Below are 25,033 nucleotides of genomic sequence, written 5' to 3' on the forward strand. Positions count from 1 at the left end.
ATAACATTAGTGATTGATTTTAAATGATTAAAAATAAAAAACATAAAAATAAAGATATTTATATAACTCCTTACTATTAAGGAGTAGATAAACTAATCATGTTAACAGATAAAGAAAAACACCTTAATAAATTAACAATTATAAAAACAAATACCTTAGAAACATTTAAATACATTGTTAATAACTCATTAATAAATAATAAAAACATAAAAATAAATGAGATCACTAACACAGTATTTCATTAAAGAATAGTAATCCAATTTTTGTATGATTTATAATTTTACAATGTATCGTTTTTACAATGAGTTATTATGAATATCATAAAAAATCTATCTTTTAAGAAAAAATTATTATTGCTAGTCATACCACCAATTTTAGGTGCATTATTTTTTTCCGGAATGACATTAAAACAGGACTTTAACGACAAACAACTAGCCGAAGATATTCAAGCTCTTGTTAAATTATCAATTAAAGGTAACCTCATCGTACATGAGTTACAAAAAGAGCGCGGTACAACATCAGGTTTTGTCGGTTCAAACGGAAACAATTTTGTCGACAATATGCAGCAGCAACGTAAGAATACCGATAGTGTAGTGAGAGAAACGAAATTATCCCAGTCACTTACTGAACGACTACGCTCGGTTTACCCAAAAGTAACGCAAGACATACAAATGGTTATAGGCGGCTTAAAACAGTTACCTGAGCTAAGAACAAAAGTCGATTCACTGTCATTATCGGCGGCCGAAGCCGCGCAATTTTATACCGATCTGAATGCCTCATTATTAGCACTCAGTGGAACAATTGCCGATCTGTCTACTTATGGTCATCTGACAAGTCAATTACGTAATTACTATACTTTCTTACAAGCTAAAGAAGCCGCCGGTAAAGAACGAGCATTACTTAACATTGCGCTCTCACTCGGCTCATTTCGACCAGGGGCTTATCAGAAATTTGTCACCTTAGAGTCTTATCAAAACGCGTACCTCGCCTCGTTTGAACAATTTGCTTCCCAAAGCCAATTGCAAGAGCTTGAAGACTTACGAACTAGCCCTGCAGGCAAACGAGTCAAAGCAATTCGAGCTATCGCGAATGAAAAATTTGTGACCGGTAATTTCGGCGTTTCAGGACAAGAATGGTTTAACGCTGCAACAGATAGAATCAATCAAATGAAAGCGTTAGAAGATGGATTAGCACACAAAGCGACAATCACGGTGCAATCGATTGATAACCAAACTAAACATTCCATCTATTTAAGCCTTATATTGACTATCGTGTTAATCGTGATTACCACCGTATTATCCATCTATGTCGCGCGTCTTCTCATCCAACAAGCAATGAATTTAGCGACAACGATCAATACCGTAGCCCAAACCAAAGATCTGACATTAAAAGCTGATGTCAACTCTCGCGATGAACTTGGCCGCAGTGCACAAAGCTTTAATGAAATGCTTACGGTCATCCGAAATATGCTCAATCAAATTTCAGATAGCAGCGTGCAACTTTCTGCGGCCGCAGAGCAGACAAGTATCTCGATATCCGAGAATACTAATAGCTTAGAAAAGCAAAGCGAGGAAACATCTCAAGCCGCTACCGCCACAGAAGAAATGACGGCAACAGTTAATGAAATTGCGGCCAATACCACTAATACCGCAGACGCCGCTAATGAAGCATCCCAATTGTCACATCATGGGATGGAAATTGTCGCAAGTAATGCTACGAGTATGAATACGCTGCATGATCAAATGTCTGGAGCCAATAACCAAGTTATTCAGTTACGAGATTCCAGCCAAGAAATTAATAATATTGTAGATGTCATCAAAGGAATCGCTGAGCAAACGAACCTACTGGCATTAAACGCCGCAATCGAAGCAGCTCGCGCTGGCGAGCAAGGACGTGGCTTTGCCGTCGTCGCTGATGAAGTGCGTAGTTTAGCGCAGCGTACGCAAAAATCGACGCAACAAATTGAAGAAATGGTGGTACGTTTTCAATCAGAAGCCAGCCATGTTTCTGAAATTATCGAAGAATCATTTGAGTATGTTAAAACATCATCACAACAAACGAATTCAGTAAAAGAAAACCTCGAAGCCATCAACCGTGCGATCGACTCGATCACAGCGATGTGTCATCAGGTCGCTACAGCAGCGGATGAACAAGTTGCGGCAACCAATGAAATTGCGATAAACATCCGTACTATTAATGATCTTGCCGATGTAAGCGCTGAAACGGGAAAACAAATCACTCTTGCCGCCAACGAACAAACGCAGCTTTCGCACAAACAGCATGAATTAGTGGCACAATTTAAACTATAACGCTTTCCTTTCTATATATTACCGACTTTTTCACTTTACTTGGCGTGCTATACGCTAGGTAAAGTGAATGCGGTACGTATCATTCGATTAATCGATCGTTTTTTACATTTCTAGACTCAGCATACTGAGATTAACATCACATCATATTGTGCAAACTAAATAAAACACCTAATAAATATATAAATTATATGAAAATGCATTAAATTCAAAGCATTATAAATATAAAAAATGTGCGTAAATAATAGCGTAATGTCCATACTATGATCGATACTATAATGAATGACGATACCAATAATGCATGCCTCTAACTGATAGACGCTTAGGGGAATGGAGATGAATGTGATTATCAATAAAATGAACTTAAAAGCTCAATTGCTCACTTTAGTAGCAATACCTTGTGCCATCCTTATCATTCTCAGTATGTCGAGCATACGCAGTATGGAAGGCTTACAAAATGAAACTCGACTACTGACAAAAAATACTAATAAGCCCATGCGCTCAATGGCGAGTGTTGCATCATTAATACCACGCATGCGCGTTGGGATTGATGTCATGTTTATGAATCCTCTAGAAGGAATGGAACGTGAAGAAGGTATTCTTCCTCATTTAAACGATTTGAGAAATGAAGACTTACCTGCCGTTGCTCAAGCAATGCAGAATGCCTACGATGCACAGGTCGATCCTAAAGCGCAAAAAATGATGAAAGACCTGCAAAAGCGCTTTGAGCAAGCACGTCAAGAAGTGTTCTTGCCAATGATCCAAGCATTCGACAATAATAATGTTGCCTTAGCTCGTAAAATTTATATGGATAAATATCGGGATGCTTACGGTGATATGCGCAAGCAAGCCGATGATATTCTCGACCAGTTATTAGCAAATGGACAACAAAGCTTCCAAAATAGTGAGCAACAATACCAAGATTCACGACTGTATATGTGGGCGCTTACAGGAGGAGCCCTCATCATTTCCTTACTATTAGTTGGCTTTATCACTCGCCGCTTAAATCAACGTGTCAAAGTGTTGCAAACGAGTATTAGCCAAGCTTCTAAAAACTTGGATCTCACAGCTAAGATTAAACTATCTGGTAGTGATGAATTTGTTGATATCGCTAATTCATTCAATTATTTTGTATCGAGCTTTAACACGGTCATTACCAGCGTGATGGACAATTCGCGAGCGCTTGCTCAAACAGCCTCTGAGATATCACAACGCGCCCAACTTACCCATAAAAACTGTGCGCATGAAAGTGAACGCGCGACAATGATCGCCACGGCCATTAATCAAATGGGTGTCTCGATCAGTGAGATTGCTAACAATGCCTCTCACGCATCAGACTCAGCCAAACAAGCTGATAGCAATGCTCATGAAGGGGCTAACCAAGTAAACAGTGCACGTAATGAAATTGAAACGCTTTCAGAACGACTAAATAACGTTGGAACAGAGATTGACTCACTCGCGGCCAAAACAGAATCTATTGGTAGTATTCTCGATACGATTCAAGGCATTTCTGAGCAAACAAACTTGCTAGCACTCAACGCAGCAATTGAAGCTGCGCGTGCTGGTGAACAAGGTCGAGGCTTTGCAGTCGTCGCTGATGAAGTCCGTAATTTAGCGACGCGTTCAGCTCAATCTGCTAATCAAATTAAAGAGATGATTGGTGAGTTACAAGTCACTTCTAAGAAAACATTTACCGCCACAGAAGCCAGCCAAAAACAAGGGGCAGAAGTGGTTGAACAGGCTGAAAAAGCAAGTGTTATTCTAAAAAGCATTACCGAGAACGTTAGCCAAATCAGTGATATGAATATTCAGGTCGCGACAGCAACCGAAGAGCAATCTATGGTAGTTAATCAAATGAATACGCATATAACTGAAATTAATCAATTATCAACAGAGACGACACAAATTGCCGATCAATTGACGGAATCGAGTCAAAGTTTGCAACAGTTATCAAACAGTCTCGATGGGTTAGTAAAGCAATTCAAGCTATAACAAATAGAATCGCAATGAGGAAACTCATTGCGATTTTTCTTGCTGTTGTCATCGTCGCCCATATCGTTTCTACCATCTCTATCTACCTCACTCGTTGTCGCTTCTCCCCCAAGTATTTATTGGTCTTGTTACTTGCACCTTTTTTACTAAAAAAGCACTAAACATATTGATAGTTTTAAAGTTTTCTTCTAGTAACCATATCAATTTATATTACTGATAAACCTTTGCTAATAGAACTGACTTGAAAAACACCGTAAGTTTATCCACAATCGCTTCCGTTTTAGCTTGCGAGCTATTTTTTAAAAGAGGTATTCGTGTGAAAACTGCGATGTATATTGATGATTTGACCGCTATCGATTTTTCGGTATATGACGGTACAGATATCAAGGGAGATAGCATTTCTCTGAGTGTCATGGTGACAGGAGAAGAAAACGAGACAGGGATGATCTCTGATTTTGGTAAAATCAAACCAAAACTGAAATTCATTTGCGATGAAGAAGTGGATCACCGCTTAGTCTGTGATAGCCGCTACCTAACTGTGGATAATGATCGCAGCGCCGGAGAATTTCCAGTCTCTGGTGGTATTATTCATGCCCAAGGTCCAAGTGTCATGTTTTGTGCTATTCCTATGGTCTCTGAAGACTATGTTGCAGACATTAAACACTACCTAATCACCAAATTCTGCCAAGCAATGCCTGAGTTTGAATTCGAGATTGAACTGACGCGCAGCACTACGGCTAGTTTCCAATATAACCACGGTTTAAAGCTCCATGATGGCAATTGTCAGCGTATCATTCATGGTCACAGTTCGGACCTTGAGATTCAAATCAATGGTCAAACATGCCCGAAGCATCACGATTGGATGGCAGCAAATCTGAATGGGAAACACTTTTTCAACGCCAATGATGTGGCCGTTGGTGAAGAACGTACGACAGTACGTTATAGCGCCTCTCAAGGTGACTTTGAAGTGCAGATACCCAATCAGTTGGTCGAGATAGTACAAGGCGAACCCTCAATTGAAAACATTTCAAAGCACATCGCTGTATTAGTTAAAGATCTCAACCCTGACGCACATTCTGTACGCGTCAAGGTCAGCGAAGGCTTATCTAAAGGCGCAGTCACACTCGCGTAGTCGTCATTAAGTGGGTACATAAAAATGTACTCACTTTCTTAATATCCCCCATGTACTCATGAAACAGCGCATTACTTAAGCCCGAGACGTTTCGCTAACTTATGTAAATTACTCGCATCTATTCCCAACAATTTCGCTGCTTGTGCCCAATTATTCTGAGTGTGGGTGAGCGCCTGCCTAATATGATTAGCTTGAAAAGCGTCCGTTGCCAATTTGAGTGGCATTACTTGCAAGATCTGTTGTGACATTTCAATATTGGCGTCACTCGTATTATGACAAACTGATAATGCCTGTAATTCGTTATCAAGATGTAAAGGCGTCACCGTGACGATGGTATTTTTATCCGCACCTTCACTGACCGTTCGTAGGGCTGCTCGACTAATCACATGCTCTAATTCACGGATATTCCCAGGCCAATTGTAATGTAATAACAGAGTCTCAGCCTCTGGCGAGATGCGTAAACTACGAAACCCAAAACGACTACGATTAAGCTCAATAAAGTATCCGGCTAACAAGAGAATATCGTGCCCTCGCTCCCGCAATGGCGGAATCTCTACAGGGTACACCGAAAGTCGATGATATAAATCCGCACGGAAATCGCCATTTTTAACCATCTCTTTCAGATCACGATTGGTCGCAGCGACAATACGAACATCTACTTTTTTGAGCTGATCCGATCCGACACGCTGAATCTCACCATTTTGTAATACTCGTAATAACTTAGCTTGTGCTAATAATGGTAACTCACCGATTTCATCCAAAAATAACGTACTACCATGAGCAGACTCTATACGACCAGCGCGATCAACAAGCGCTCCAGAAAATGCCCCTTTCTTATGACCAAAAAGTTCACTCTCCACTAAATTATCTGGGATGGCGGCGCAATTAACCTGAACTAACCCGTGATTCGCTCGTCGAGAGTGACGATGTAACCGATGGGCAAACAGTTCTTTGCCAACACCAGTCTCCCCCGTCAGTAAAACAGATAATTCAGAGTCAGCGACAATATCTAACTCTTTCAATAACGTATGCATACTGTCATGTTCACCAATCAATTCTGGTTCATGGTGGGCAGTCAATTTTTCCGGTATTAATTTATCTTGATAAAGTCTTACAGCTCGCACTTCACTTTCAAGTTCACTGACTCTCAAAATAGCTTCGCAATAACGAGCAATAACGGGAATAGAAGCATGTTGTTCCTCGGTAAAGTGATCTTGTTCAAGAGAATCTAAGGTTAAGACTCCCCACTGTTTATGGTTGATCCACAAACTGATCCCCATGCAATCATGAACAGGTAATGGCTGACCTTGGCAAGTATCAAGAAGTCCATCATAAGGATCGGGTAAGGTACATTGCTCAGTAAAATGCACTAACTCTTGGCTCGCGACGATTTGTGCCAAACGCGGGTGATCTTGAACCGTAAAACGCCGTCCCATGGTGGTCGAAACAACCCCTTTTAGTGCGATGGGTTTTAGCTGCTCTCCTTCAAGTTTGAGTAAGCCCACGGCACTACATTGTAAAACCTCTTGAACCTCACTGACGAATTGTTGTAAACGCTCAGTTATCGACGTTTTTGGGCTAAGCATTTGCGCACTAAACATTTTTATCATGGTGTTTTTTACCCTAATGGTATTTTTTACCCTACTCATTAGGGTGAAAAATACCATACCAAACAATAAAATCAAATAAAATTAATAACTTATAAACTGGCATAAAGATTGACTGTTTAGAGAAGGTAAATGATGAAACTGAAAACCTGATTAACGAATCACTAACAGGATGCTTTATATGAATGAACAACAAATCGCCTTAGTCAAAGACACGGTGCCTGTATTACGTGAAAGTGGAGTTGCCCTAACGAGCCACTTTTATCAACGCATGTTGACGCATAACCCAGAGCTAAAAAATATTTTTAACCAAGTACACCAACAAAAAGGCCGACAACAACGCGCCCTCGCGAACGCTGTTCTTGCCTATGCCGAGCATATTGATGATCCGTCGGCATTAAATGCTGTGGTAGAACGCATCGCACATAAACACACCAGCTTAGGAATTCGACCAGAACAATATGCCATTGTCGGTAAACACCTGTTAGCATCAATTAAAGAAGTATTGGGAGAGGCGGCAAGTCAAGAGCTTATCGACGCTTGGGCCATCGCCTATCAGCAGCTTGCTGATCTATTTATCCAAGTTGAATCTCAGCTTTACCAAACTGCTATCAATGACCATCAAGGCTGGACCGGTTGGCGCCCTTTTAAAATCGCTAAGAAAGTACAAGAAAGCGATGAAATCACGTCTTTTTATTTAACCCCATGCGATCAAGGAACGTTACCTCACTATCATCCAGGACAATACATTAGTGTACGGGTATTTATTCCCGATACCGACCTATATCAACCTCGTCAATATAGCTTATCTATAGCATCAAATAATGAATACTTACGCATCTCCGTCAAAAAACAGCCAGCTTTGGATAAGTACCCAGAAGGTGTGGTATCAAACTTATTACATGAAGAGTATACCGAGGGCTCGATCATTGATGTTTCTACGCCTTACGGTGATTTCTTTTGGGACAGTGATTCAACACATCCTACTGTCCTATTAAGTGGTGGGGTAGGAATTACGCCAATGATGGCTATTGCCGATGCCATCAATGCGGCTAACGACACACAAAAGGTGTATTTCATTCACAGTGCGCGTTCTAGCAATGTGCATGCCTTTAAAACATTCACCGATAACTTACCCAGCCCGCAATTCTCGGTAAGTTATTTCTACGATAACAAGACAATAGCGGATAGCGACGTACAACAAGGTCCATTGACTCTTGAGGATGTACTGCCGAGCGACTATCACAATGCCGATTTTTACGTATGTGGCCCAGAAGGCTTTATGCAAAATTATTTGCCAAAATTACGTCAACTCGGCATAGATGAAAGTCGTATTCACGCCGAAGCCTTCGGTTCTGGTGGTGTCGAATAAAGCCAAGCGTACCATCTCAGTAAGTCGGGTGCGCTCATGCACCCGATTAACTCCTTGCTTAATCTTGTCTTATTTTAAAACTACACAGCGCCAACATTACTCTGGTATTACCCACACTTTTCTTTGTTAAGTTAGCAAAATGTTCAGAAATAAAGAGTACATGCTGTGACCTATCGAGTTGTACCTGTTAGCGAACTTATGACCTATGAGTTTGATATGATTGAAGCAGGGTTTGAAGCGCTCAATGATGACGTGCTTAAGTCTATTGCTATTAATGGCGATGTGCCTGTGCTCCGTGAGCAATTACAATCTGGGGATTATGTTTTACTGTGCAAAGCCCCTGTTTTGCCACTATTGCATCTCAAGAAAAACGCAGAGGATAAACAAGTATGGAGCATTAACGAGAAAGCTCGTCATGCCGTGGATAAAGCCGTACAAAATGCGCTGCAAAATTGTATAAAGGCAGCCGAAGAAAAAGCTCAAACCAATAAAGAATCAGCCGCGTTGCTCTCAAACAATGATCCGGTTGCCAACTATGAACCAGAACCTGTGCAGCTATCTCGCACAGCAAGTCCGCCAAAGGCAGACTTCGAATACTGTTTTGATGTTGCTTGTTCCGATCACTCCTTTGTGACGAATGTGTGCTGTTCATTTTCTCTCAGCCGAACATCCAGTGAAGCGACAATAAGTCACTGGGAAAAAAACGCATCATCGGCAGGGACACACTACACTGCTACAGCTTATAGTGATGAACCCAGAAAACTGATCGCAACGATAGGCTCAATGCAACTTGGCATTTCTAGCCAGCCTGTACAACTGCATAAAATGGGAGAGCACTCAGCAAAAGAATCTTTCATTCCTATCATCCCTGCGGTTCAATTCGGGCCTCGTTTAGGGCTACCGACTTTCGGTTACTATTACCATTTTTTACATACCCAGCTTATTCAGGAATATAAAGTCGTTGGACGAGGTAATTGGAGTTTTTTTGCTACCCGCTCTACAGCCCAACATCTCGACTCGGATCAAGGCGCGAATAAATATCAATCGGCAATATTATTATTATGTCAACGTAATGGACAACAAGTAACCGGTCAATCTGTATTGTATTCTGCCATCCCATTGACCAGTGAACAGCTTGTCACGATGACAGAAGACTGGCTCACACACAATGCCGTCAAAATAGAACCATTTAAGCTTCTCAACACGCTTAACGAACCTGTTATACATGGTGATGAATCTCTCGATGGTTTAGCACAACCTGCCATACCACCAGCGATATTCAATCATCCAAAGAATGTCCATTATGCGCTTGATGAGCGCTACCTAATCTCTGGGCAAGTAAAATCTATCAATACTCCCTCTTTACTCGAAAACGACATAGTCGTCGTCAATCTAAAGAACCTGTCCGGTACCAGTATGGCGCTGGACGCATAACTCCAGCCTCCCACCAAATTACGGCATCCGCGCGCTGTTCAAGTGTCATTGAACAGCGCGAATCAAGCGATAGACTCTTTTATGGCCAACTTTGACATTCCTACGCTAAGCTTTACAATCGCGCTTCACTCTCAAAGAATGCTCACTATGCTTAAGATTTCAAATACCGTCTCATTGGCAGATTGGGAAATACAAATGACAGCAATTCGCTCTGCTGGCAACGGTGGGCAGAACGTCAATAAAGTTGCCACCGCGATTCATTTACGCTTTGATATACCTCACTCAACCCTACCTGATGTATACAAGCAGCGTTTATTAGCATTGAGCGATTCGCGTCTCTCGAAAGAAGGGGTACTTGTCATCAAAGCACAATCCTTTCGCACGCAAGAACAAAACCGTGAAGATGCTCAGCAACGCTTAGTGGAATTTATTCAGGCAGCTATGGTCGTACAGAAAACACGACGCCCGACTCGGCCTACGCGTGCTTCAAAGGTTCGTCGTGTCGATAACAAGAAAAAACTGAGTGAAAAAAAATCTCGCCGTGGGAAATTAAGCGTATAGATAACGATTAGAGTGCAACTGCCGGACATTGACAATCGGCAGCTCGCTATCAATCACGCTACTATTATTAATCGCACGTAGATGCGTCCCTTCAATCAATGACGAAGGATAACGATAACGTACATTTTTCGCTCTATTGTAGCGCTGTGGCGGCAGCTTTGGTAAGGAATAAGCCTCATACCCTGCCATCGCTTTCGCGGTTGCATCTGCAATTAATATTTCATCACCAACATTCAGTGAACCTGGGTTAGCTTGATATTTTGGATTCAGATCAAGTAACGCTTTGGGTGACATACCATGTTTCTTCGCAATATCATGCCAACTCTCACGCTGATTCGTTCCAAGTTGGTTTTGCACGAAATAACTTAATTGACCTACGTTAGCCACCTCACCTGAGGTCGTCATCCTCGGGCGCTCATAAGTTGACTGGTGTGATTTCAACAACGTAGGAATATCAATAGCGACGCTGTGTTGTTGTAACCATTCATCACTTAAGTTGTCTAGTTGTTCTCGGGTAATTTGCTGCTCTAAATAAACCAAATGTTGTTGTCGAACTAAATGCCCTCTTAGCTTCCAAAATAACAAGATGGCATTTTGATAACGATTATATCCACGACGCTCATCTAGCGCTTCATGCGTCGAACGTGTCGCATAAAAACTCCATTTATTATCACCTAGAATTTTGTACTCTTGGATCAAGCGACGATTACAAATATGATAATAATATCCTTTCGTTGGTAAACCTAAATAGTCACCATGCTGTACCGCGGGAATAACGGGAACAAAACTATCTCGGATACTGTCTGACCCAATGTCTTCTAATTTAACGCTATGATTAATCGTCAGCCCCATCGGGGTTGAACCGACTTGAATCATTAAGCGTTTAGGTTCGTTGTAAGCGGTATGAATGGTAAATTTTGTGCCAAAGCTTGATTGTGCTTTATGCCAATGGCCGAGCTCAGGTTCACGGATAGTTTTTCCTAATGAAAATGAGCAACCTACATTGTTGATAAGCGCTTGTTCAGAACAGGCAACTTCGAAACAAAATTCATAGCGAAGCGGTTTAACATCATCGGTAAAGTCAGGTCGAATTGAGTGTTTAGCCGTTTTAGACCAATTTTGCGTCGAGTGATCTCCTCGCGCGTCGCGACGCAGTGATGAGGTATCATTACTGGTGGAGGGTTTCTCCCAAGCAAAGGCGTCCGCCGTTGAGGTAAGCAACGCGGGTTTAGGAGTGTCATTACGCAGTAAAAGAGACGCATCATTACGTAAAGCATTGGGTTGCCCCTGACTTTGCGATGGCACAGCATTTTTTGCCGTTGCTTGATGTTCGTTCTCTTCAACTTGGCTGTTATCAGAGTAAGCCTGCTCTGCTTGCCGAGTCGGTTGATACATCATTATTGTGTCGTGCCTAACCATTGATAGTTGTTATTTTACAGGCTGAATTCTACACAGGTTTTGTGATAATTCTTCCTTATCGGGGTCAGAGGTTTGTCAGAGTCGTATTCAAATGGAGCAACATCACACTTTGCATGAAAATTATTTTATTAGTTGCTAAACGCGTTACTCAATCGTAAAGAAAGAGACGAAAGTTAACTGCCATTAGCCATACAGTTCAGTTTATCACTCTGCATACCATAAGATTGATGTCTAGCGCTTACTCATCACTCACCAAGCACTGGTCACCTATTGTTTAATAGAGGCTAAACACATAAATAATAAAAGGTAATCAATGAATTTAATTCAGTTCAAGGCATGGAAAAGCAATATTGTATTACTACTTATTGGAGCATGTATCAGTTATTCCACCTTGAGTCATGCTCATACCCGTCCTTCACTCACCGTCCATACTCGCTCTGGAGATATAAGAGGTAAAGCGACCGAGCATACTGATACTTGGCAGGGAATACCTTACGCTACGCCTCCTGTCGGTGCTTTACGCTGGCGTGCAACTCAACCTCCCCATCCTTGGAAAGGCGTTAAAAATACCACAGCATTTGGCCCTGCTTGCTGGCAAACGCCACCAAAGCAAGGACCAGAATCTGCTCTACGTCATCAAACGATGAGCGAAGATTGCCTGACACTCAATATCTGGAAGCCAAAACGTGTTTTCGAAGAGCAGTCCTTACCTGTGATGGTTTGGATTCATGGCGGTGGCTTTCGCCTCGGCTCGTCATCTATGCCTCTGTATAATGGTGCCAATCTCGCCCAGAAAGGTGTCATTGTCGTTTCAATGAACTATCGGCTAGGTGCTTTTGGCGTATTCCCTCAACGTAAATTATCTCAAGCACAGCCAAACCAACCCATGAATTTTGGGATAATGGATCAAATACAAGCATTGCGCTGGATTCATAACAATATTGCCGCTTTTGGGGGCAACCCTGATAATGTCACGATCTGGGGAGAATCGGCGGGCGGTGCATCCGTGGGATATCTATTAACGTCTCCACTGAGTAAGGGATTATTTAATAAAGCAATCATAGAGTCTGGCGCGCTTTCTCTACTTGATAAATCTCGCCACCAAGCAATCAAAGCGTTCGAGCAAGCTCTCCCATCAACCATAAACAACATGTCCCCAGCGGCTTTACGTAAGCTCCCTGCGAAGACTTTATTGCATCTACCTATCAACAAAACATCCACCATGCCTATCGTCGATGGTCGCTCAATCACCCATTCGACCCGCAATGCGCTGCAAACCGGTAAGATTCACCATATACCGTTATTAATTGGTAGTAATAATGATGAAGCGCAGTTTTTTCCACCAGCTTGGAGCGAGCAAATGAAAGATAAGCTGGGATCGATGTGGCCTTATGCGCTCTCATTAACTGATGGTTATGGCACGCAGCAAGAACACTTGAAAGCGGTGCAACTGGCAACGGATGTATTCGCGACGCTACCTACACGTCAATTTGCTCAGACCACAGCTATGCTGGGAATTCCGACATGGCGTTATTACTTTACCTATCAAAGCACAGCCGATCACCGCCACCATGTAGGAGCGATTCATACCTCTGAAATTCCTTATGTTTTCGGCAACCTTGATCAACTTAGTTATACACCAACCATGGAAGATAAAGAATTAGCCGATAACCTCATGGAGCGTTGGGTACACTTTGCAAAGCACGGTAATCCAGATCCAATTGGCTTTGCTCACTGGCCTCAATATACACCTTATGAAAAGACGCTCTGGCAAATTAGTCATGACGGCGAACGCGCAATAAAAGAAAGAGGACTCGTCCGTTTAGACTGGCTCGCTCAGCAAAAAAATCTCTCGATACAGTAATGATACCGAGTGGAGCGTAAATACCAAAAACAGCCGTAATCATTACTTAAAAAGACAAGACATTAACAGGCATCCCAGCTAAAGTAGCGTTTTTTGCACAATAGACCGTAACTTTATGGACCCCGTAAATCCCAATGCCCCCCTTTTCCCAATTGGGGTGCGTTTTATATTTTTTTCTGCACTTGGTTTTGCGTTTATGTCTGCTTTTGTAAAAGGCGTACATAACTATGGCATTCCCGTTTTTGAAATCGTCGCCGCACGTGCGCTCGTCTCTCTGGTCATTAGCTATGCCGATGTGCGCCGTAAGGGCATATCGATTTGGGGAAACAATAAACCCCTGCTATTGGCACGCGGGGCAGTAGGTACAATGGCACTAATGTGTGTGTATTACTCGATTTCCAACCTTCCGCTTGCTCAAGCCACTATTTTGCAATACATGCATCCGGTATTTACCGCCGTACTTGCGGTTATTTTTTTAAAAGAGCGCATCCATACTCCTACGCTAATCTGTATTGTTCTTTGTCTTCTTGGCCTCTACGCCATGTTACAGCCTGATATACAAGCCTCAAGTGCTGAGCCGGTGTCTTTTTTCAGTGTTGGGATCGCGCTGTTAGGTGCCTTTGGTAGCTCTATTGCGTATGTCATTGTAAAAAAATTAAGCACAACAGAAGATAGCTCTGTAATTATATTTTATTTTCCGTTGGTCGCGTTACCTATCTCAGCCATCATTATGGCTCCCGATTTTATCTGGCCTGAATGGCATGTTTCGCTCATGCTGATCATGGTAGGTGTGTGTACTCAAATCGGACAATTTGGCTTTACCAAAGCGATGCAAACTCAAGATGCTGGTCGGGCGTCTGCATTTGCCTATATACAAATTGTTTTTTCAATTTTGATTGGGATTGTGTGGTTTAAAGAAATCCCTGATGGCTGGACGTATATTGGTGGGGCGCTCATTGTCTCTGGAGCATTGATCAATGTTTTTGGGCAACGCTTGCACCTATTCAAACGGAAAAATCGTAAATAGGGATACGCTGTGTATCAACAAAAAAGGCCTGACATAGTGCTATGTCAGGCCTTTTTATTACTCAGACAACGCTATTTTAACGCGCCAGATAAAAACTGCTGTAAACGTTCACTTTGCGGATTCTCTAGCACATCTTGCGGGGCACCTTGCTCTTCAATTTTCCCTTGATGCAAGAACACCACATGATTAGACACATGGCGAGCAAACCCCATCTCATGAGTCACCACCACCATTGTTTTCCCTTCTTCCGCCAGCTTTTGCATGATCTTCAACACTTCACCGACTAATTCAGGATCGAGCGCAGACGTTGGCTCATCAAACAACAATACTTCAGGTTCCATTGTCAGTGCCCGCGCAATCGATACGCGCTGTTGCTGTCCACCTGAGAGTTGCGCTGGATATTGATCATAGGCGCGCTCATCAATACCGACTTCTTGTAAATACGCTTTGCCACGTGTCATCGCTTCTTGTTTAGACATTTTCAAGACATTAATTGGCGCTGCGATCACATTCTCTAATACCGTCATGTGTTCCCACAAATTAAAGTGTTGAAACACCATGGTGAGCTGAGTGCGCATTTTTTGCAGCTCTTTTTTGTTAATGACGTTTAACTCACCATTCGCGTCTTTTTTCATATCAATCTCGTTGCCATTGATATAGATATTACCGCTACTTGGTTTTTCTAAAAAGTTTAAACAACGTAAGAACGTACTTTTCCCCGAACCTGATGAACCAATAATACTAATTACATCGCCCGCGTTCGCTTCTAAAGACACGCCTTTTAGGACTTCATGGCTACCATATTTTTTATGCAGATCAGTAACTGCGAGTTTTGAAGTTGTCATTATATCCTCACTATGGCGTCTGTGACACGGGCGCTAGGTGTTTCAGCCACCGTTTTTCTGCGCGTTTGAATAAACCAATTAATACAAAAGAAATCACTAAGTAAATCACCGCGGCAATACCGTACGCATGAAACGGCATATACGTTGCGGAGTTCACATCACGGGCAATTTTTAAAATATCCGGCACCGTAGCCGCGAACGCTAATGATGTAGAGTGCAACATCATAATCACTTCATTACTGTAAGCCGGAATAGCACGGCGAAGTGCCGCAGGTAAAATAATTTTGGTATACAGTGCCCACGTCGAAAAACCATAAGCTCGCGCCGCTTCCACTTCACCAGCATCGGTTTCACGAATCGAACCTGCAAAAATTTCAATCGTGTAAGCACACGTGTTAAGCACTAAAGCCAATAATGCACAGTTATAACCACTGCGGAAAAACCAACTCAAAAATTCAGATTCACGTACAAAACCCAGTGTATACATACCGGAGTAGCAAATCAGTAACTGTACATATAATGGCGTACCACGAAATACATAAGAAAATAGCCATACAGGCCACGACAACACTTTGTATTTCGATACACGAGCGACAGACAAAGGAACGGAAAGACAAAAACCGATCGAGACAGAGATCACCAATAGCCACAAAGTCACCGCAACCCCAGTAAATTTATAACCATCCGTCCATAAAAAGCTCAGGCCGTATTGTTGTAAAATCTCAATCATAACTCAGCCTTTTTCTTACCGGTTGAATAGACTCTTCCTAACCACCAAAACACGATATTCGAGAGCGTCGTAAACGCTAAATAAATCGCACCAGCGATGACCGTAAAGTAGAAGAACTGATAAGTGCCTTTACCAGCATCTTGGCTGACTTTAACCACATCTTGCAGACCAATAATCGATACTAATGCTGTGGCTTTCATGGTGATCAACCAATTATTCGATAAACCAGGTAGGGCAAAACGCATCATTTGTGGGAAAATGATCTTTTGAAAAACTTGTCTCGGTGTAAAACCATAAGCCGTCCCCGCTTCTATTTGCCCCTTTGAAACTGTCAAAAATGCACCGCGGAACGTTTCAGTAAAATAAGCACCATAAATAAAGCCAATGGTGATAACCCCAGCCGAAAACGGATCAATGTTAATTTGCGCCATACCAAAATATTCAGTCACATGATTTAAACCAATCTGTAGACCGAAAAAAATCACCAACATAAGCACAAGATCCGGAATACCACGAATGATCGTGGTATAAATATCCGCAAACCACACCAGTATTTTAGATCCAAATAATTTAGCAATTGCGGCAATAAGCCCGAGCACAAAAGCAACCAACATCGATAGTAGCGATAGTTGAATAGTTACCAATGTACCTTGCCAAATTATGCCTCCATATCCGTAAAACATCCGGAAAGCTCCTGAAGAATAGTAGTCTGTGACGTATACATTAGTACTCTGACACGACACAAAAGAAATGACTAAAAATGCAAATACTTGCAAAACAATAAAGCATTATGATGAGTTTATCACAGTATTTTTCAATGATTAAGGCAATTTAACCTTTCACTCAACTCAATCATTCAGTTTAGCTCTGCATATAAATGCAACCTAATAAAAAATTATCTGCCGTCTCTGTAACTTAGCGACCATTTTCTTATAAAAAAGCCGCAGCGTTATAAGCTGCGGCTTTTTTAAATAATCATTCACTTGGTGGCATTTTAAGCAGACACTCTCATTGACCACCACGTTAGAGGTACATTATCGCTCTAAAAGTTGCTACATAACGCTTCTTTGCCGAACAAATCGAGCTCTTGTGTCGTGACATACACTTTGTTAAATCCACACTCAATGGCGATTGGATCTTCTGAGACCATCGCTTGTGCCGTCGCATGCTGATAAAAATGACTGAACGCCTTTATTCCCATCAATAGTAAGGCCGCAACGAGTAATAAGCTGGGTATCGTAACCCGTCGATAAGCAAATGCAGGCCACCCCAACCACAAATATTCTCCGTTTTTCATTTTACGATAATAATCGTAATTCGCCCACTGGGACATCACAACACCAGGAGGTAACCAGTAGCATAAGACTGGCAATTTAACCCCTAGCGTATATTCAATCCATGAGAGAAAGGCGCCCCATAACAACGTCATCGTAGCCATGACACCTGCTTTGGTATACATGCCTTTGCTTAAATAAAAGAAAAAACCGCCAAATAGCGCGAATATATTAAAATTCAATAACCAGCGCTCACGTCGTAGTAACGCTTTATAAGTTGCCGATTGTAAAACATCTTGCCGACCTTTCTTGTCGGCTTCTAGTCGGTCGAACAGCTCAAAACGGCGTTCCCATACTGTCGTTTTGAGGTTCTCCCCATTTATACTTGGAGTTGTCATGAACAATCCCTAACCCGTTTTAGTGTTATTTTTGTGCACAGATTGTGTTAAATGATTGTCACACAGAGCTCAGAAACCGTTAATGATTAATTGAACAAAAAATAACTTTTGGGTAGCGTGTCACACTTTAGGCCGAGCGAAGTATGAAGGGGAATTCGTATGGAGAGCGGCGCTGGAAACATATTCTAGAAAGACGAGTACCGTTCTCTTCGTAGATAACCAACATGATCTATCTTCTCAACGTTGACTCAAACGACAACCGTATAATATTTCTCTTCGCGTTATAGTCAGTGTTACGATAACTTGTCGATAAATAGCGAAATAACAAGGATGTTATGATGAAGATTAATTGCGATATGGGCGAGAGTTTTGGCCCTTGGATAATGGGGCAAGACGAATCATTGATGCCCTACCTCGATATGGCCAATATTGCTTGTGGCATGCACGCCTCTGATCCACAAGTGATGCTTAATACCATTCGCTTAGCAAAGCAAAATGGCGTAACCATTGGTGCTCATCCTGGCTATCACGACCTCCAAGGGTTCGGGCGCCGAAATATTTCACTATCACCAGATGAACTCCACGCTTTATTTATCTATCAAATTGGGGCTTTACATCTTATGTGCCAGAGTGAAGGTGTTCCCTTATGCTACGTAAAGCCGCATGGCGCGCTCTATAACACAATGATGAAAGATGATACGGTTTTTATCACCTTACTAAAAGCTATGCAGCAAGCTGCCCCATCACTCCCCTTGGTCTGTATGGCGGTTCCTAATCATGATCAATACCAGCAACAAGCTCACCAATATGGCATCAAATTATGGTTTGAGGCATTTGTCGATAGAGCCTACGCCGACGATGGTCGACTTGTCCCTCGTAAGGAACCCGGCTCAACCTATAACGACATCGACGCCATTCAAGCTCAGGCACTGTCGCTGATTCATCATAACCAAGTCACGACGTTAACCGGTCATACTGTCGATGTTTACGCAGATACCTTATGTATCCATGGAGATGGCCCACAAGCACTCCCTACCGCGCAATTACTCGCGCGCCTGTTACACAGTAAGGGAACCTCTGAGTGATAAACATCAACCTAGTAAGCGAAACCTCGTTGCTGATCGATTTCGGCAACGAGATAACGCCACAAATTGCCGACACGATTGCCACCTCTCTGCCTATTATTCGTCAAGTATTGGATACAGGGCTCGTCGATATCATTCCCGCTTACACCACCGTTTTAGTTGGATTTGATAGTTTAAAAACTGACGTAACTGCTTGTGTTCAGATGCTTACAGCCCAACTGCAAAAGCTTGAAATGTCACAATCGGCGTCAGCTCATACTTTCACACACTCGATGCCAAAACAGCGTCACGTTATTGAAATCCCGGTGTACTACGGCGACGAGGTTGCGCTAGATAAAGCGTCGATATGCGCGCATACCCACCTATCATTCGATGAAGTTATTCACTTACACTCGCAACAAGAGTATCGCGTATACGCATTAGGATTTACGCTTGGATTTGCGTATCTGGGTAATACCGATATGAAATTAAACATGTCACGCAAAAACACCCCCAGTTTTTGTATTCCCAAGGGGAGCGTCGCCATCGCTGATCAACAAACGGCTATTTACCCCAAAGACTCCCCTGGTGGCTGGCAAGTACTCGGACGCACTCCACTCGAACTCGTCGATTTTTATCGTGACAATTTGACGCTATTCTCTCCAGGAGACAAAGTTCGCTTCCGAGCGATCTCGCGAGCGACTTTTTTGTCTATGGGTGGCTCGTTAGATATAAGCGATAGTAAATACGCTGATTTAAGTCGCCAAGGTGGTGTGTCATGTTAATCATTCTCTCGGCTGGCCCATTAAGTGTTATTCAAGATTTAGGCCGCAAAGGCTACCAACATCTTGGCGTAAGCCCAGGTGGCCCAATGGATGAACATGCATTTTCATGGGCTAACCGACTGCTGGATAACCCGATCAACACACCATGTGTAGAGATCACCATCGGAATGTTCCGAGCACAATTTACGCATGAAACGACGTTTGCGCTCACTGGAGCACAAATGGCAGGTACACTCAATGGCAAAAAGATAGCGCCATGGCAAAGCTATCATGCGTATGCTAACGATACTCTCGAGTTAAGAGGCGCGAGTTCAGGAACGCGCGCCTATCTAGCGGTAAAAGGCGGGTTTTGCGTGCCTAATATATTAGGTAGCAGTGCAACGGTTATGCGAGATGAACTTGGCGGTTTAACAACCAAAGGTGAGGCTTTAAAAGCTAACGATTGCCTTCCTTATCCTAACACACCATTAATGATGCGCCGCCAAACGCCTCCGCAATTTATTCCGGCTTATTCACCTAAAGTAACTCTCGATTTAATTGCTAGCTACCAGTTTGATTGGTTTACTAAGGCACAGCATCAGCGTTTTTTTGATAGCGAATATACACTAACACCACATTGTGACCGTATGGGGTTTAGACTATCCGGTACACCAATCGTATGTCATCAGCAGCGACTCATTTCAGAAGGAACGGCTCTGGGAGCCGTCCAAATCCCGGCAGACGGTCAACCGATCATTTTAATGCGTGATAGACAAACTATCGGTGGGTACCCAAAGCTTGGTTGCCTAAGTGCCCAAAGCGTTAATCAACTTGCACAAAGCCAACCCGGAACTCACATCACTTTTCGTTTAATCAGCTTAGAAAACGCGATTGAACAACAACGCCAAGAGCAACGCTTTTTTCAACACTATGTCGGCTAACTTAACCAACGCAAGGACAACTATGAAAATTATCAATGCTCGACTACGTCATCAGGACGACTTATTTACCATCTACTGTGCAGAAGGCTTAATCAAAACCATTGAAAAGCAAAACAGTACAACTGTTGATAGTGCGGCGGATATTGACGCTAATGGGCACTTATTGTGCGCTCCCTTCGTTGAGCCACACATTCATCTTGATGCAATAATGACTGTCGGTGAGCCACGCTGGAACCAGAGTGGTACCTTGTTTGAAGGCATTGAATGTTGGTCCGAACGCAAACCGATGCTCACCACAGAAGATGTACAATCAAGAGTACGTAAAGCGGTGCAACTGCTAGTAAGCAATGGCATTCAACATATTCGTACTCACATTGATGTCACCGATCCCGATCTTACTGCGCTCAAAGCCATTGTGGCGCTCAAATCTGAATTCTCAGCTTACATCGATTTACAGGTTGTCGCCTTCCCACAAGAAGGCATATTCTCTTATCCTAATGGTACTGGTTTAATGGAACAGGCAGTCGAATTAGGTGCGGATGTCATTGGCGGTATCCCCCACTTTGAGTTCACCCGTGAATATGGCGTAGAGTCAATGCGTTGGGTGATGGATTTCGCCAAGAAACACGGTAAGCTAGTGGATGTGCATTGTGATGAAATAGACGATGAAGCTTCACGCTTTCTGGAGGTGCTCGCCACCGCAGCACTAGAATCTGGGATGGGAGATAAAGTCACTGCTAGCCATACCACGGCCATGCATTCTTACAATAATGCCTATTGTTCAAAGCTGTTCCGTTTACTGAAAATGTCTAAGATCAATTTTGTTTCATGTCCAACCTCCAACATTCATCTACAAGGACGTTTTGATACCTTACCTAAACGCCGAGGCATTACTCGTATCAAAGAACTGAATGAAGCAGGTATGAACGTTGCGCTCGCACAAGATTCGATCCAAGACCCTTGGTATAGCTTAGGTAACGGTAAGTTAATTCGTGAATTAGATTTCGCTCTCCACGCTTGTCATATGATGGGGTATAACGACTTCAATTACGGTTTAGACTTCATTACCAATAATGGTGCCAAAGTACTGAATATCCAAGATAACTATGGTATTTCCGAGGGCAAGCCTGCCAATTTCATCATTGTAGAAGGCAGTAATGATATCGAGGTCATTCGTAATCAATCGGATGTACTGTGGTCAGTCAGACACGGCAATGTGATTGTAGAACGTCAGCCTAGTCAACTTAAACACTCGATGCAAATTTAAACTCTATTGCACACTATTCCGCCTTTTTACGGCGCATGCTTGCTCGCGCACAATTTACTGCTCAATACAGCATACATAGAAGCGATCCTCGGCGAGAAGCGCCAACAAGGCAACCTTATTGATATCACGTCATGAAATAATGGCTTAAGTAGAAAGGTGGTAAAGCCGCGGATATGGAAACAATAAGTGGCACCCAGCATGTTTTTCTTTGGGGGAGGCAAACACACAAAGTGCCACTTAAATAAATGACGAACCCAATCTTATTTTTTTGTAAACAACTGTACTATTTCATGAATCAACCAAGTGGACGCCAATAGGTCTGCAGCCCCGCCAGGACTGAGGTTGCGAGCAATAAGCTCTTGGTCAAACTTGATCAATTCAGTCTTTATATTGTGGTCCCTAATCGAGGTATTTTCCAGTATTTGAGACGCATGATTTTGTAAAAATCTTAACCCTTCAATGCCGCCGCGAGAGACCACATTCGTATCATCGTTATTTGCCATAATAATGAGTAACGTACGTAATAACGCATCTTCTTCAGAGCATGATGCCCGCAGACACTCTTGATAGGTTGGTAATGCATAATTCATGACAGTCGCCATACCTGAAGCAGCTTCACCGCGAGCACCACTAATACCAAATTGCTGATAAATACGTTCACCTGCCGTCGCAGCAGGTAACTCGACACGCGCTTTTAACTCATCGTAAACCAACCCTTCACAGGACTGACGAATCACTTCTTTGATGTGCAAGGTATCCACTTTGAGTTGTTTGGCTTCAAGCCATCCCACAGCACCACAAATCAGGCCAAGGTTAAAAATCATGCCTTTATGGGTATTAACCCCGTGAGTTGCCCGCAGCATAACTCGCTCGGCTTCTTGGCCTATTGGGCGTAATCGTTGTAATAACTCAGTAACACTTTGCTTAGCACTTGCTCGACCTGCGATAACGAAACGTTCCATATAAGGAGCAATTGCATCAGCACTGGCAACGAACAAATCAAGATTCATATCATGGTGAGATCCATTGTTTCGCTTATCTACCAATCCCGGTTTTGGTGTCAAATAAACTTCGACACTCATTGCGTGATAGGCCAAGTTAGCGATTAGCTTCGGTAAACTAAAAACCGGTTTCTGACTAGGAGAAGGAGTCGCCACGATAACCTCGATTAAATAACATAATGAATGTATTAAGCGTAGCACTCATAGTCATGTGTCATTTCTTCAATGACTGCCATAAGATCGCTTAAATCATGACGACGTGAACGTGCGCACAATTTCCCATCTTTTTCGCACAGCAAACAACGTCGTCTAGGTAATTGAACACCTTGGCGTGAAATAACTTTTCCTTCAGCATCAATAACATCCAAATCCATTAAGCGACCTAAAGGGTGAGTATTTTCAATCTCCATCATTGCTTTTTTAAGTAACGTAGCAGAGGGAACTTGAATACAGATCATCGCCTCTGGACCCGTTTTTTCATTAATTTTTTGGCTGCCAATGATAGTCCAACCATTTTCAGCGCAAATTTTACGCACCGCTTGTAATCCAGCATTCATCACTTTTAAACTGGCGTGATTCATTTTCACAGGCCCAGGCATATTGATGCGAAAAGAAATAACGGGAAGGGAGTGCCGCTTAATCCAAGCGGATTGTTGATAACCGCGAGCGGTTCGACGCTTCATTAAATCACTTAAACCGACTTCAACGTCGATGGGAATAGCCATGTATATTACCTATATTTCCAAGTTTCATTGCTTTGACAATGGTTTTATTGAAACAACTGAATATTGTGATACCACAAAGCCTTGATAAACTTGGCACACAATACCGTGAATGCTTTATTGCCTCTTACATTCAATAATGCGTGAAATGTGATGAGAATCAATGCGTATTATCAAAAAAATTTTATTTTTACACAAAAAATTTGATGCAACTGCAATCACACTCATGTTCATCATGAAAGTTTTCTCTGCGTCACATATAGATATTTATCACTCTAAAACAAGGTATTAATGCTGTTTATGGTTTTTATGACGTTAATTATTAAACCAATTAAAACACTCAACTGTGGAGCAACTTCCCTTTTGTTAGGCATGCCTGCTTATCTAAAAATAGAGCAAAACGGAGACAAGGTAACGCTAACTTGGCATATGAAATGAGACAATAACTCTATGAATATAAAGCGAATACTACGAAAACCCGACAAACAATATAAACGTAACCACAATAATCATTGATTAATTTATATTTAACAACCAATATGTTAGGCGAATTAATGGGGCTCGATTGTTCACTATACCGCTCCATGAGATACCATTTTGAATTTTCACCCTCAATAGAGCCGATGCACAATGGAATTCATAGATGTACTGATTGTTGAAGATGAGCCGACGATTGCAGAGTTACACAGTTATTATCTGCAACGTACGCACCGTTTTCGCGCGACGGGCATGGCTAACTCAATCGCCGAAGCACGCAAAATCATCAAAATTATGAAACCTCAACTCATTCTTCTCGATAATTTTTTACCTGATGGCAATGGAATTGAGTTACTAAAAGAATTGAATACCCAACCTAACCCACCAGACGTCATTTTTATCACGGCTGCTACCGATATTGATACGGTACGTGAAGCAGTACGCTGTGGTGTGTTTGATTACCTTTTGAAACCAATTGCTTATGAACGAATGGTTGACTCTCTAGATCGTTATCTCAAATACATGAGCTCCTTAAAAGCGAGTGATAATGTCAGCCAACGTCATGTTGATGATTTATTTAATTTTCAGGCCAAACATACGCATATCGAAAGCCTCCCCAAAGGTATCGATGAACTGACTTTAGACAAATTAAAAGCGCTATATAAACAATCGGATGAAGCGTACACCGCTGAATCGCTCGGTGATGCATTAGGGATCAGTAAAACCACTGCCCGTCGTTACTTGGAGTTTGGAGTAGAAAGCGGGTTATTAGATGCACACATTATGCATGGTAAAGTCGGTAGGCCTGAGCGTATCTATCACAGAAAACAATAACA

21 protein-coding genes are annotated in these 25,033 nt (G+C 42.3%); 13 read left to right on the forward strand and 8 right to left on the reverse strand.

What is annotated here, in order from left to right; genetic code table 11:
• Window positions 1-311 precede the first annotated feature (311 nt).
• The 3 genes from OCU30_RS08920 (at window position 312) to OCU30_RS08930 (ending at window position 5,430) form a co-directional block, all read left to right on the forward strand.
• Entirely contained in the window at window positions 312-2,309 is a 1,998-nt protein-coding gene (locus OCU30_RS08920) for a methyl-accepting chemotaxis protein (protein ID WP_077312051.1), read from the forward strand.
• Between the two features lie 339 nt (window positions 2,310-2,648).
• Window positions 2,649-4,298, forward strand: coding sequence for a methyl-accepting chemotaxis protein (locus OCU30_RS08925; protein ID WP_205408768.1), 1,650 nt, complete (start codon window positions 2,649-2,651; stop codon window positions 4,296-4,298).
• 316 nt (window positions 4,299-4,614) lie between these two features.
• A complete protein-coding gene (locus OCU30_RS08930; protein ID WP_077312049.1) occupies window positions 4,615-5,430 on the forward strand; it encodes a 6-carboxytetrahydropterin synthase in 816 nt (271 codons plus the stop codon).
• A 71-nt stretch (window positions 5,431-5,501) separates the two neighbouring features.
• Here the strand turns inward: OCU30_RS08930 and norR are convergent, their stop codons facing one another.
• Window positions 5,502-7,040: a nitric oxide reductase transcriptional regulator NorR gene (gene norR, locus OCU30_RS08935; protein WP_205408767.1), complete on the reverse strand. Its 1,539-nt coding sequence runs from the start codon at window positions 7,038-7,040 to the stop codon at window positions 5,502-5,504.
• Window positions 7,041-7,218: 178 nt separating this feature from the next.
• Between norR and hmpA the strand changes: the two genes are divergently transcribed.
• The 3 genes from hmpA to arfB all read left to right on the forward strand — a co-directional run bounded on the left by hmpA (window position 7,219) and on the right by arfB (window position 10,404).
• Window positions 7,219-8,409 carry an NO-inducible flavohemoprotein gene (hmpA, locus tag OCU30_RS08940; protein WP_077312047.1) on the forward strand — a complete coding sequence of 397 codons (1,191 nt, stop codon included), beginning with the start codon at window positions 7,219-7,221 and terminating at the stop codon, window positions 8,407-8,409.
• 165 nt (window positions 8,410-8,574) lie between these two features.
• Window positions 8,575-9,843, forward strand: coding sequence for a hypothetical protein (locus tag OCU30_RS08945; protein ID WP_077312045.1), 1,269 nt, complete (start codon window positions 8,575-8,577; stop codon window positions 9,841-9,843).
• 147 nt (window positions 9,844-9,990) lie between these two features.
• Window positions 9,991-10,404 carry an alternative ribosome rescue aminoacyl-tRNA hydrolase ArfB gene (arfB, locus tag OCU30_RS08950; protein ID WP_077312043.1) on the forward strand — a complete coding sequence of 138 codons (414 nt, stop codon included), beginning with the start codon at window positions 9,991-9,993 and terminating at the stop codon, window positions 10,402-10,404.
• Here the strand turns inward: arfB and OCU30_RS08955 are convergent.
• A complete protein-coding gene (locus tag OCU30_RS08955; protein WP_077312041.1) occupies window positions 10,393-11,802 on the reverse strand; it encodes an MIX and LysM peptidoglycan-binding domain-containing protein in 1,410 nt (469 codons plus the stop codon). The genes arfB and OCU30_RS08955 overlap by 12 nt on opposite strands.
• A gap of 334 nt (window positions 11,803-12,136) precedes the next feature.
• Here OCU30_RS08955 and OCU30_RS08960 point away from each other — a divergent pair, with 334 nt between their 5' ends.
• The gene (locus tag OCU30_RS08960) at window positions 12,137-13,687 is read left to right on the forward strand and encodes a carboxylesterase/lipase family protein (protein ID WP_077312039.1); all 1,551 of its coding nucleotides are present in this window, start codon (window positions 12,137-12,139) and stop codon (window positions 13,685-13,687) included.
• Between the two features lie 115 nt (window positions 13,688-13,802).
• Window positions 13,803-14,714, forward strand: coding sequence for a DMT family transporter (locus OCU30_RS08965; protein ID WP_077312037.1), 912 nt, complete (start codon window positions 13,803-13,805; stop codon window positions 14,712-14,714).
• A gap of 71 nt (window positions 14,715-14,785) precedes the next feature.
• Here the strand turns inward: OCU30_RS08965 and hisP are convergent, their stop codons facing one another.
• The 4 genes from hisP to OCU30_RS08985 form a co-directional block, all read right to left on the reverse strand.
• The gene (gene hisP / locus OCU30_RS08970) at window positions 14,786-15,559 is read right to left on the reverse strand and encodes a histidine ABC transporter ATP-binding protein HisP (RefSeq protein ID WP_077312035.1); all 774 of its coding nucleotides are present in this window, start codon (window positions 15,557-15,559) and stop codon (window positions 14,786-14,788) included.
• Between the two features lie 10 nt (window positions 15,560-15,569).
• Complete coding sequence (locus tag OCU30_RS08975) at window positions 15,570-16,289, reverse strand: ABC transporter permease (protein WP_077312033.1); 720 nt, start codon at window positions 16,287-16,289, stop codon at window positions 15,570-15,572.
• Entirely contained in the window at window positions 16,286-16,972 is a 687-nt protein-coding gene (locus OCU30_RS08980; protein ID WP_077312031.1) for an ABC transporter permease, read from the reverse strand. Before OCU30_RS08980 ends, OCU30_RS08975 begins: the two co-directional genes overlap by 4 nt.
• 359 nt (window positions 16,973-17,331) lie before the next feature.
• Window positions 17,332-17,961 carry a DUF2628 domain-containing protein gene (locus tag OCU30_RS08985; protein ID WP_077312029.1) on the reverse strand — a complete coding sequence of 210 codons (630 nt, stop codon included), beginning with the start codon at window positions 17,959-17,961 and terminating at the stop codon, window positions 17,332-17,334.
• Between the two features lie 338 nt (window positions 17,962-18,299).
• Here OCU30_RS08985 and OCU30_RS08990 point away from each other — a divergent pair, with 338 nt between their 5' ends.
• Genes OCU30_RS08990 through codA form a run of 4 tightly spaced genes read left to right on the forward strand, consistent with a single transcriptional unit; the run spans window position 18,300 to window position 21,997 of the window.
• Window positions 18,300-19,046: a 5-oxoprolinase subunit PxpA gene (locus tag OCU30_RS08990; protein WP_077312027.1), complete on the forward strand. Its 747-nt coding sequence runs from the start codon at window positions 18,300-18,302 to the stop codon at window positions 19,044-19,046.
• On the forward strand, window positions 19,043-19,810 hold the full coding sequence (gene pxpB / locus OCU30_RS08995) for a 5-oxoprolinase subunit PxpB (protein WP_235861814.1): 768 nt from the start codon (window positions 19,043-19,045) through the stop codon (window positions 19,808-19,810). Before OCU30_RS08990 ends, pxpB begins: the two co-directional genes overlap by 4 nt.
• Entirely contained in the window at window positions 19,804-20,730 is a 927-nt protein-coding gene (locus tag OCU30_RS09000) for a 5-oxoprolinase subunit C family protein (RefSeq protein WP_077312025.1), read from the forward strand. Before pxpB ends, OCU30_RS09000 begins: the two co-directional genes overlap by 7 nt.
• 22 nt (window positions 20,731-20,752) lie before the next feature.
• On the forward strand, window positions 20,753-21,997 hold the full coding sequence (gene codA, locus OCU30_RS09005) for a cytosine deaminase (RefSeq protein WP_077312023.1): 1,245 nt from the start codon (window positions 20,753-20,755) through the stop codon (window positions 21,995-21,997).
• Between the two features lie 260 nt (window positions 21,998-22,257).
• Here codA and citG read toward each other — a convergent pair whose 3' ends face one another.
• Window positions 22,258-23,187: a triphosphoribosyl-dephospho-CoA synthase CitG gene (citG, locus tag OCU30_RS09010; RefSeq protein ID WP_420856682.1), complete on the reverse strand. Its 930-nt coding sequence runs from the start codon at window positions 23,185-23,187 to the stop codon at window positions 22,258-22,260.
• Window positions 23,187-23,723, reverse strand: coding sequence for a citrate lyase holo-[acyl-carrier protein] synthase (citX, locus tag OCU30_RS09015; protein WP_077312019.1), 537 nt, complete (start codon window positions 23,721-23,723; stop codon window positions 23,187-23,189). The genes citG and citX overlap by 1 nt, the downstream gene beginning before the upstream one ends.
• Window positions 23,724-24,350: 627 nt before the next feature.
• On the opposite strand from citX, the gene OCU30_RS09020 reads away from it, so the two are divergent.
• Window positions 24,351-25,031, forward strand: a complete 681-nt coding sequence (locus OCU30_RS09020) for a response regulator (protein WP_077312017.1) — start codon at window positions 24,351-24,353, stop codon at window positions 25,029-25,031.
• The last annotated feature ends 2 nt before the right edge of the window (window positions 25,032-25,033 follow it).

This window comes from Vibrio palustris, assembly GCF_024346995.1.
GTDB classification, from domain to species: domain Bacteria; phylum Pseudomonadota; class Gammaproteobacteria; order Enterobacterales; family Vibrionaceae; genus Vibrio; species Vibrio palustris.

Excerpts from the sequence above, each read along its gene's own strand:
- OCU30_RS08920 (WP_077312051.1), top strand. The coding sequence starts at position 312 with ATGAATATCATAAAAAATCTATCTTTTAAGAAAAAATTATTATTGCTA.
- norR (WP_205408767.1), bottom strand. The coding sequence starts at position 7,040 with ATGATAAAAATGTTTAGTGCGCAAATGCTTAGCCCAAAAACGTCGATA.
- hmpA (WP_077312047.1), top strand. The coding sequence starts at position 7,219 with ATGAATGAACAACAAATCGCCTTAGTCAAAGACACGGTGCCTGTATTA.
- arfB (WP_077312043.1), top strand. The coding sequence starts at position 9,991 with ATGCTTAAGATTTCAAATACCGTCTCATTGGCAGATTGGGAAATACAA.
- OCU30_RS08955 (WP_077312041.1), bottom strand. The coding sequence starts at position 11,802 with ATGATGTATCAACCGACTCGGCAAGCAGAGCAGGCTTACTCTGATAAC.
- OCU30_RS08960 (WP_077312039.1), top strand. The coding sequence starts at position 12,137 with ATGAATTTAATTCAGTTCAAGGCATGGAAAAGCAATATTGTATTACTA.
- OCU30_RS08965 (WP_077312037.1), top strand. The coding sequence starts at position 13,803 with ATGGACCCCGTAAATCCCAATGCCCCCCTTTTCCCAATTGGGGTGCGT.
- hisP (WP_077312035.1), bottom strand. The coding sequence starts at position 15,559 with ATGACAACTTCAAAACTCGCAGTTACTGATCTGCATAAAAAATATGGT.
- OCU30_RS08975 (WP_077312033.1), bottom strand. The coding sequence starts at position 16,289 with ATGATTGAGATTTTACAACAATACGGCCTGAGCTTTTTATGGACGGAT.
- OCU30_RS08980 (WP_077312031.1), bottom strand. The coding sequence starts at position 16,972 with ATGTTTTACGGATATGGAGGCATAATTTGGCAAGGTACATTGGTAACT.
- OCU30_RS08985 (WP_077312029.1), bottom strand. The coding sequence starts at position 17,961 with ATGACAACTCCAAGTATAAATGGGGAGAACCTCAAAACGACAGTATGG.
- OCU30_RS08990 (WP_077312027.1), top strand. The coding sequence starts at position 18,300 with ATGAAGATTAATTGCGATATGGGCGAGAGTTTTGGCCCTTGGATAATG.
- OCU30_RS09000 (WP_077312025.1), top strand. The coding sequence starts at position 19,804 with ATGTTAATCATTCTCTCGGCTGGCCCATTAAGTGTTATTCAAGATTTA.
- codA (WP_077312023.1), top strand. The coding sequence starts at position 20,753 with ATGAAAATTATCAATGCTCGACTACGTCATCAGGACGACTTATTTACC.
- citX (WP_077312019.1), bottom strand. The coding sequence starts at position 23,723 with ATGGCTATTCCCATCGACGTTGAAGTCGGTTTAAGTGATTTAATGAAG.
- OCU30_RS09020 (WP_077312017.1), top strand. The coding sequence starts at position 24,351 with ATGGAATTCATAGATGTACTGATTGTTGAAGATGAGCCGACGATTGCA.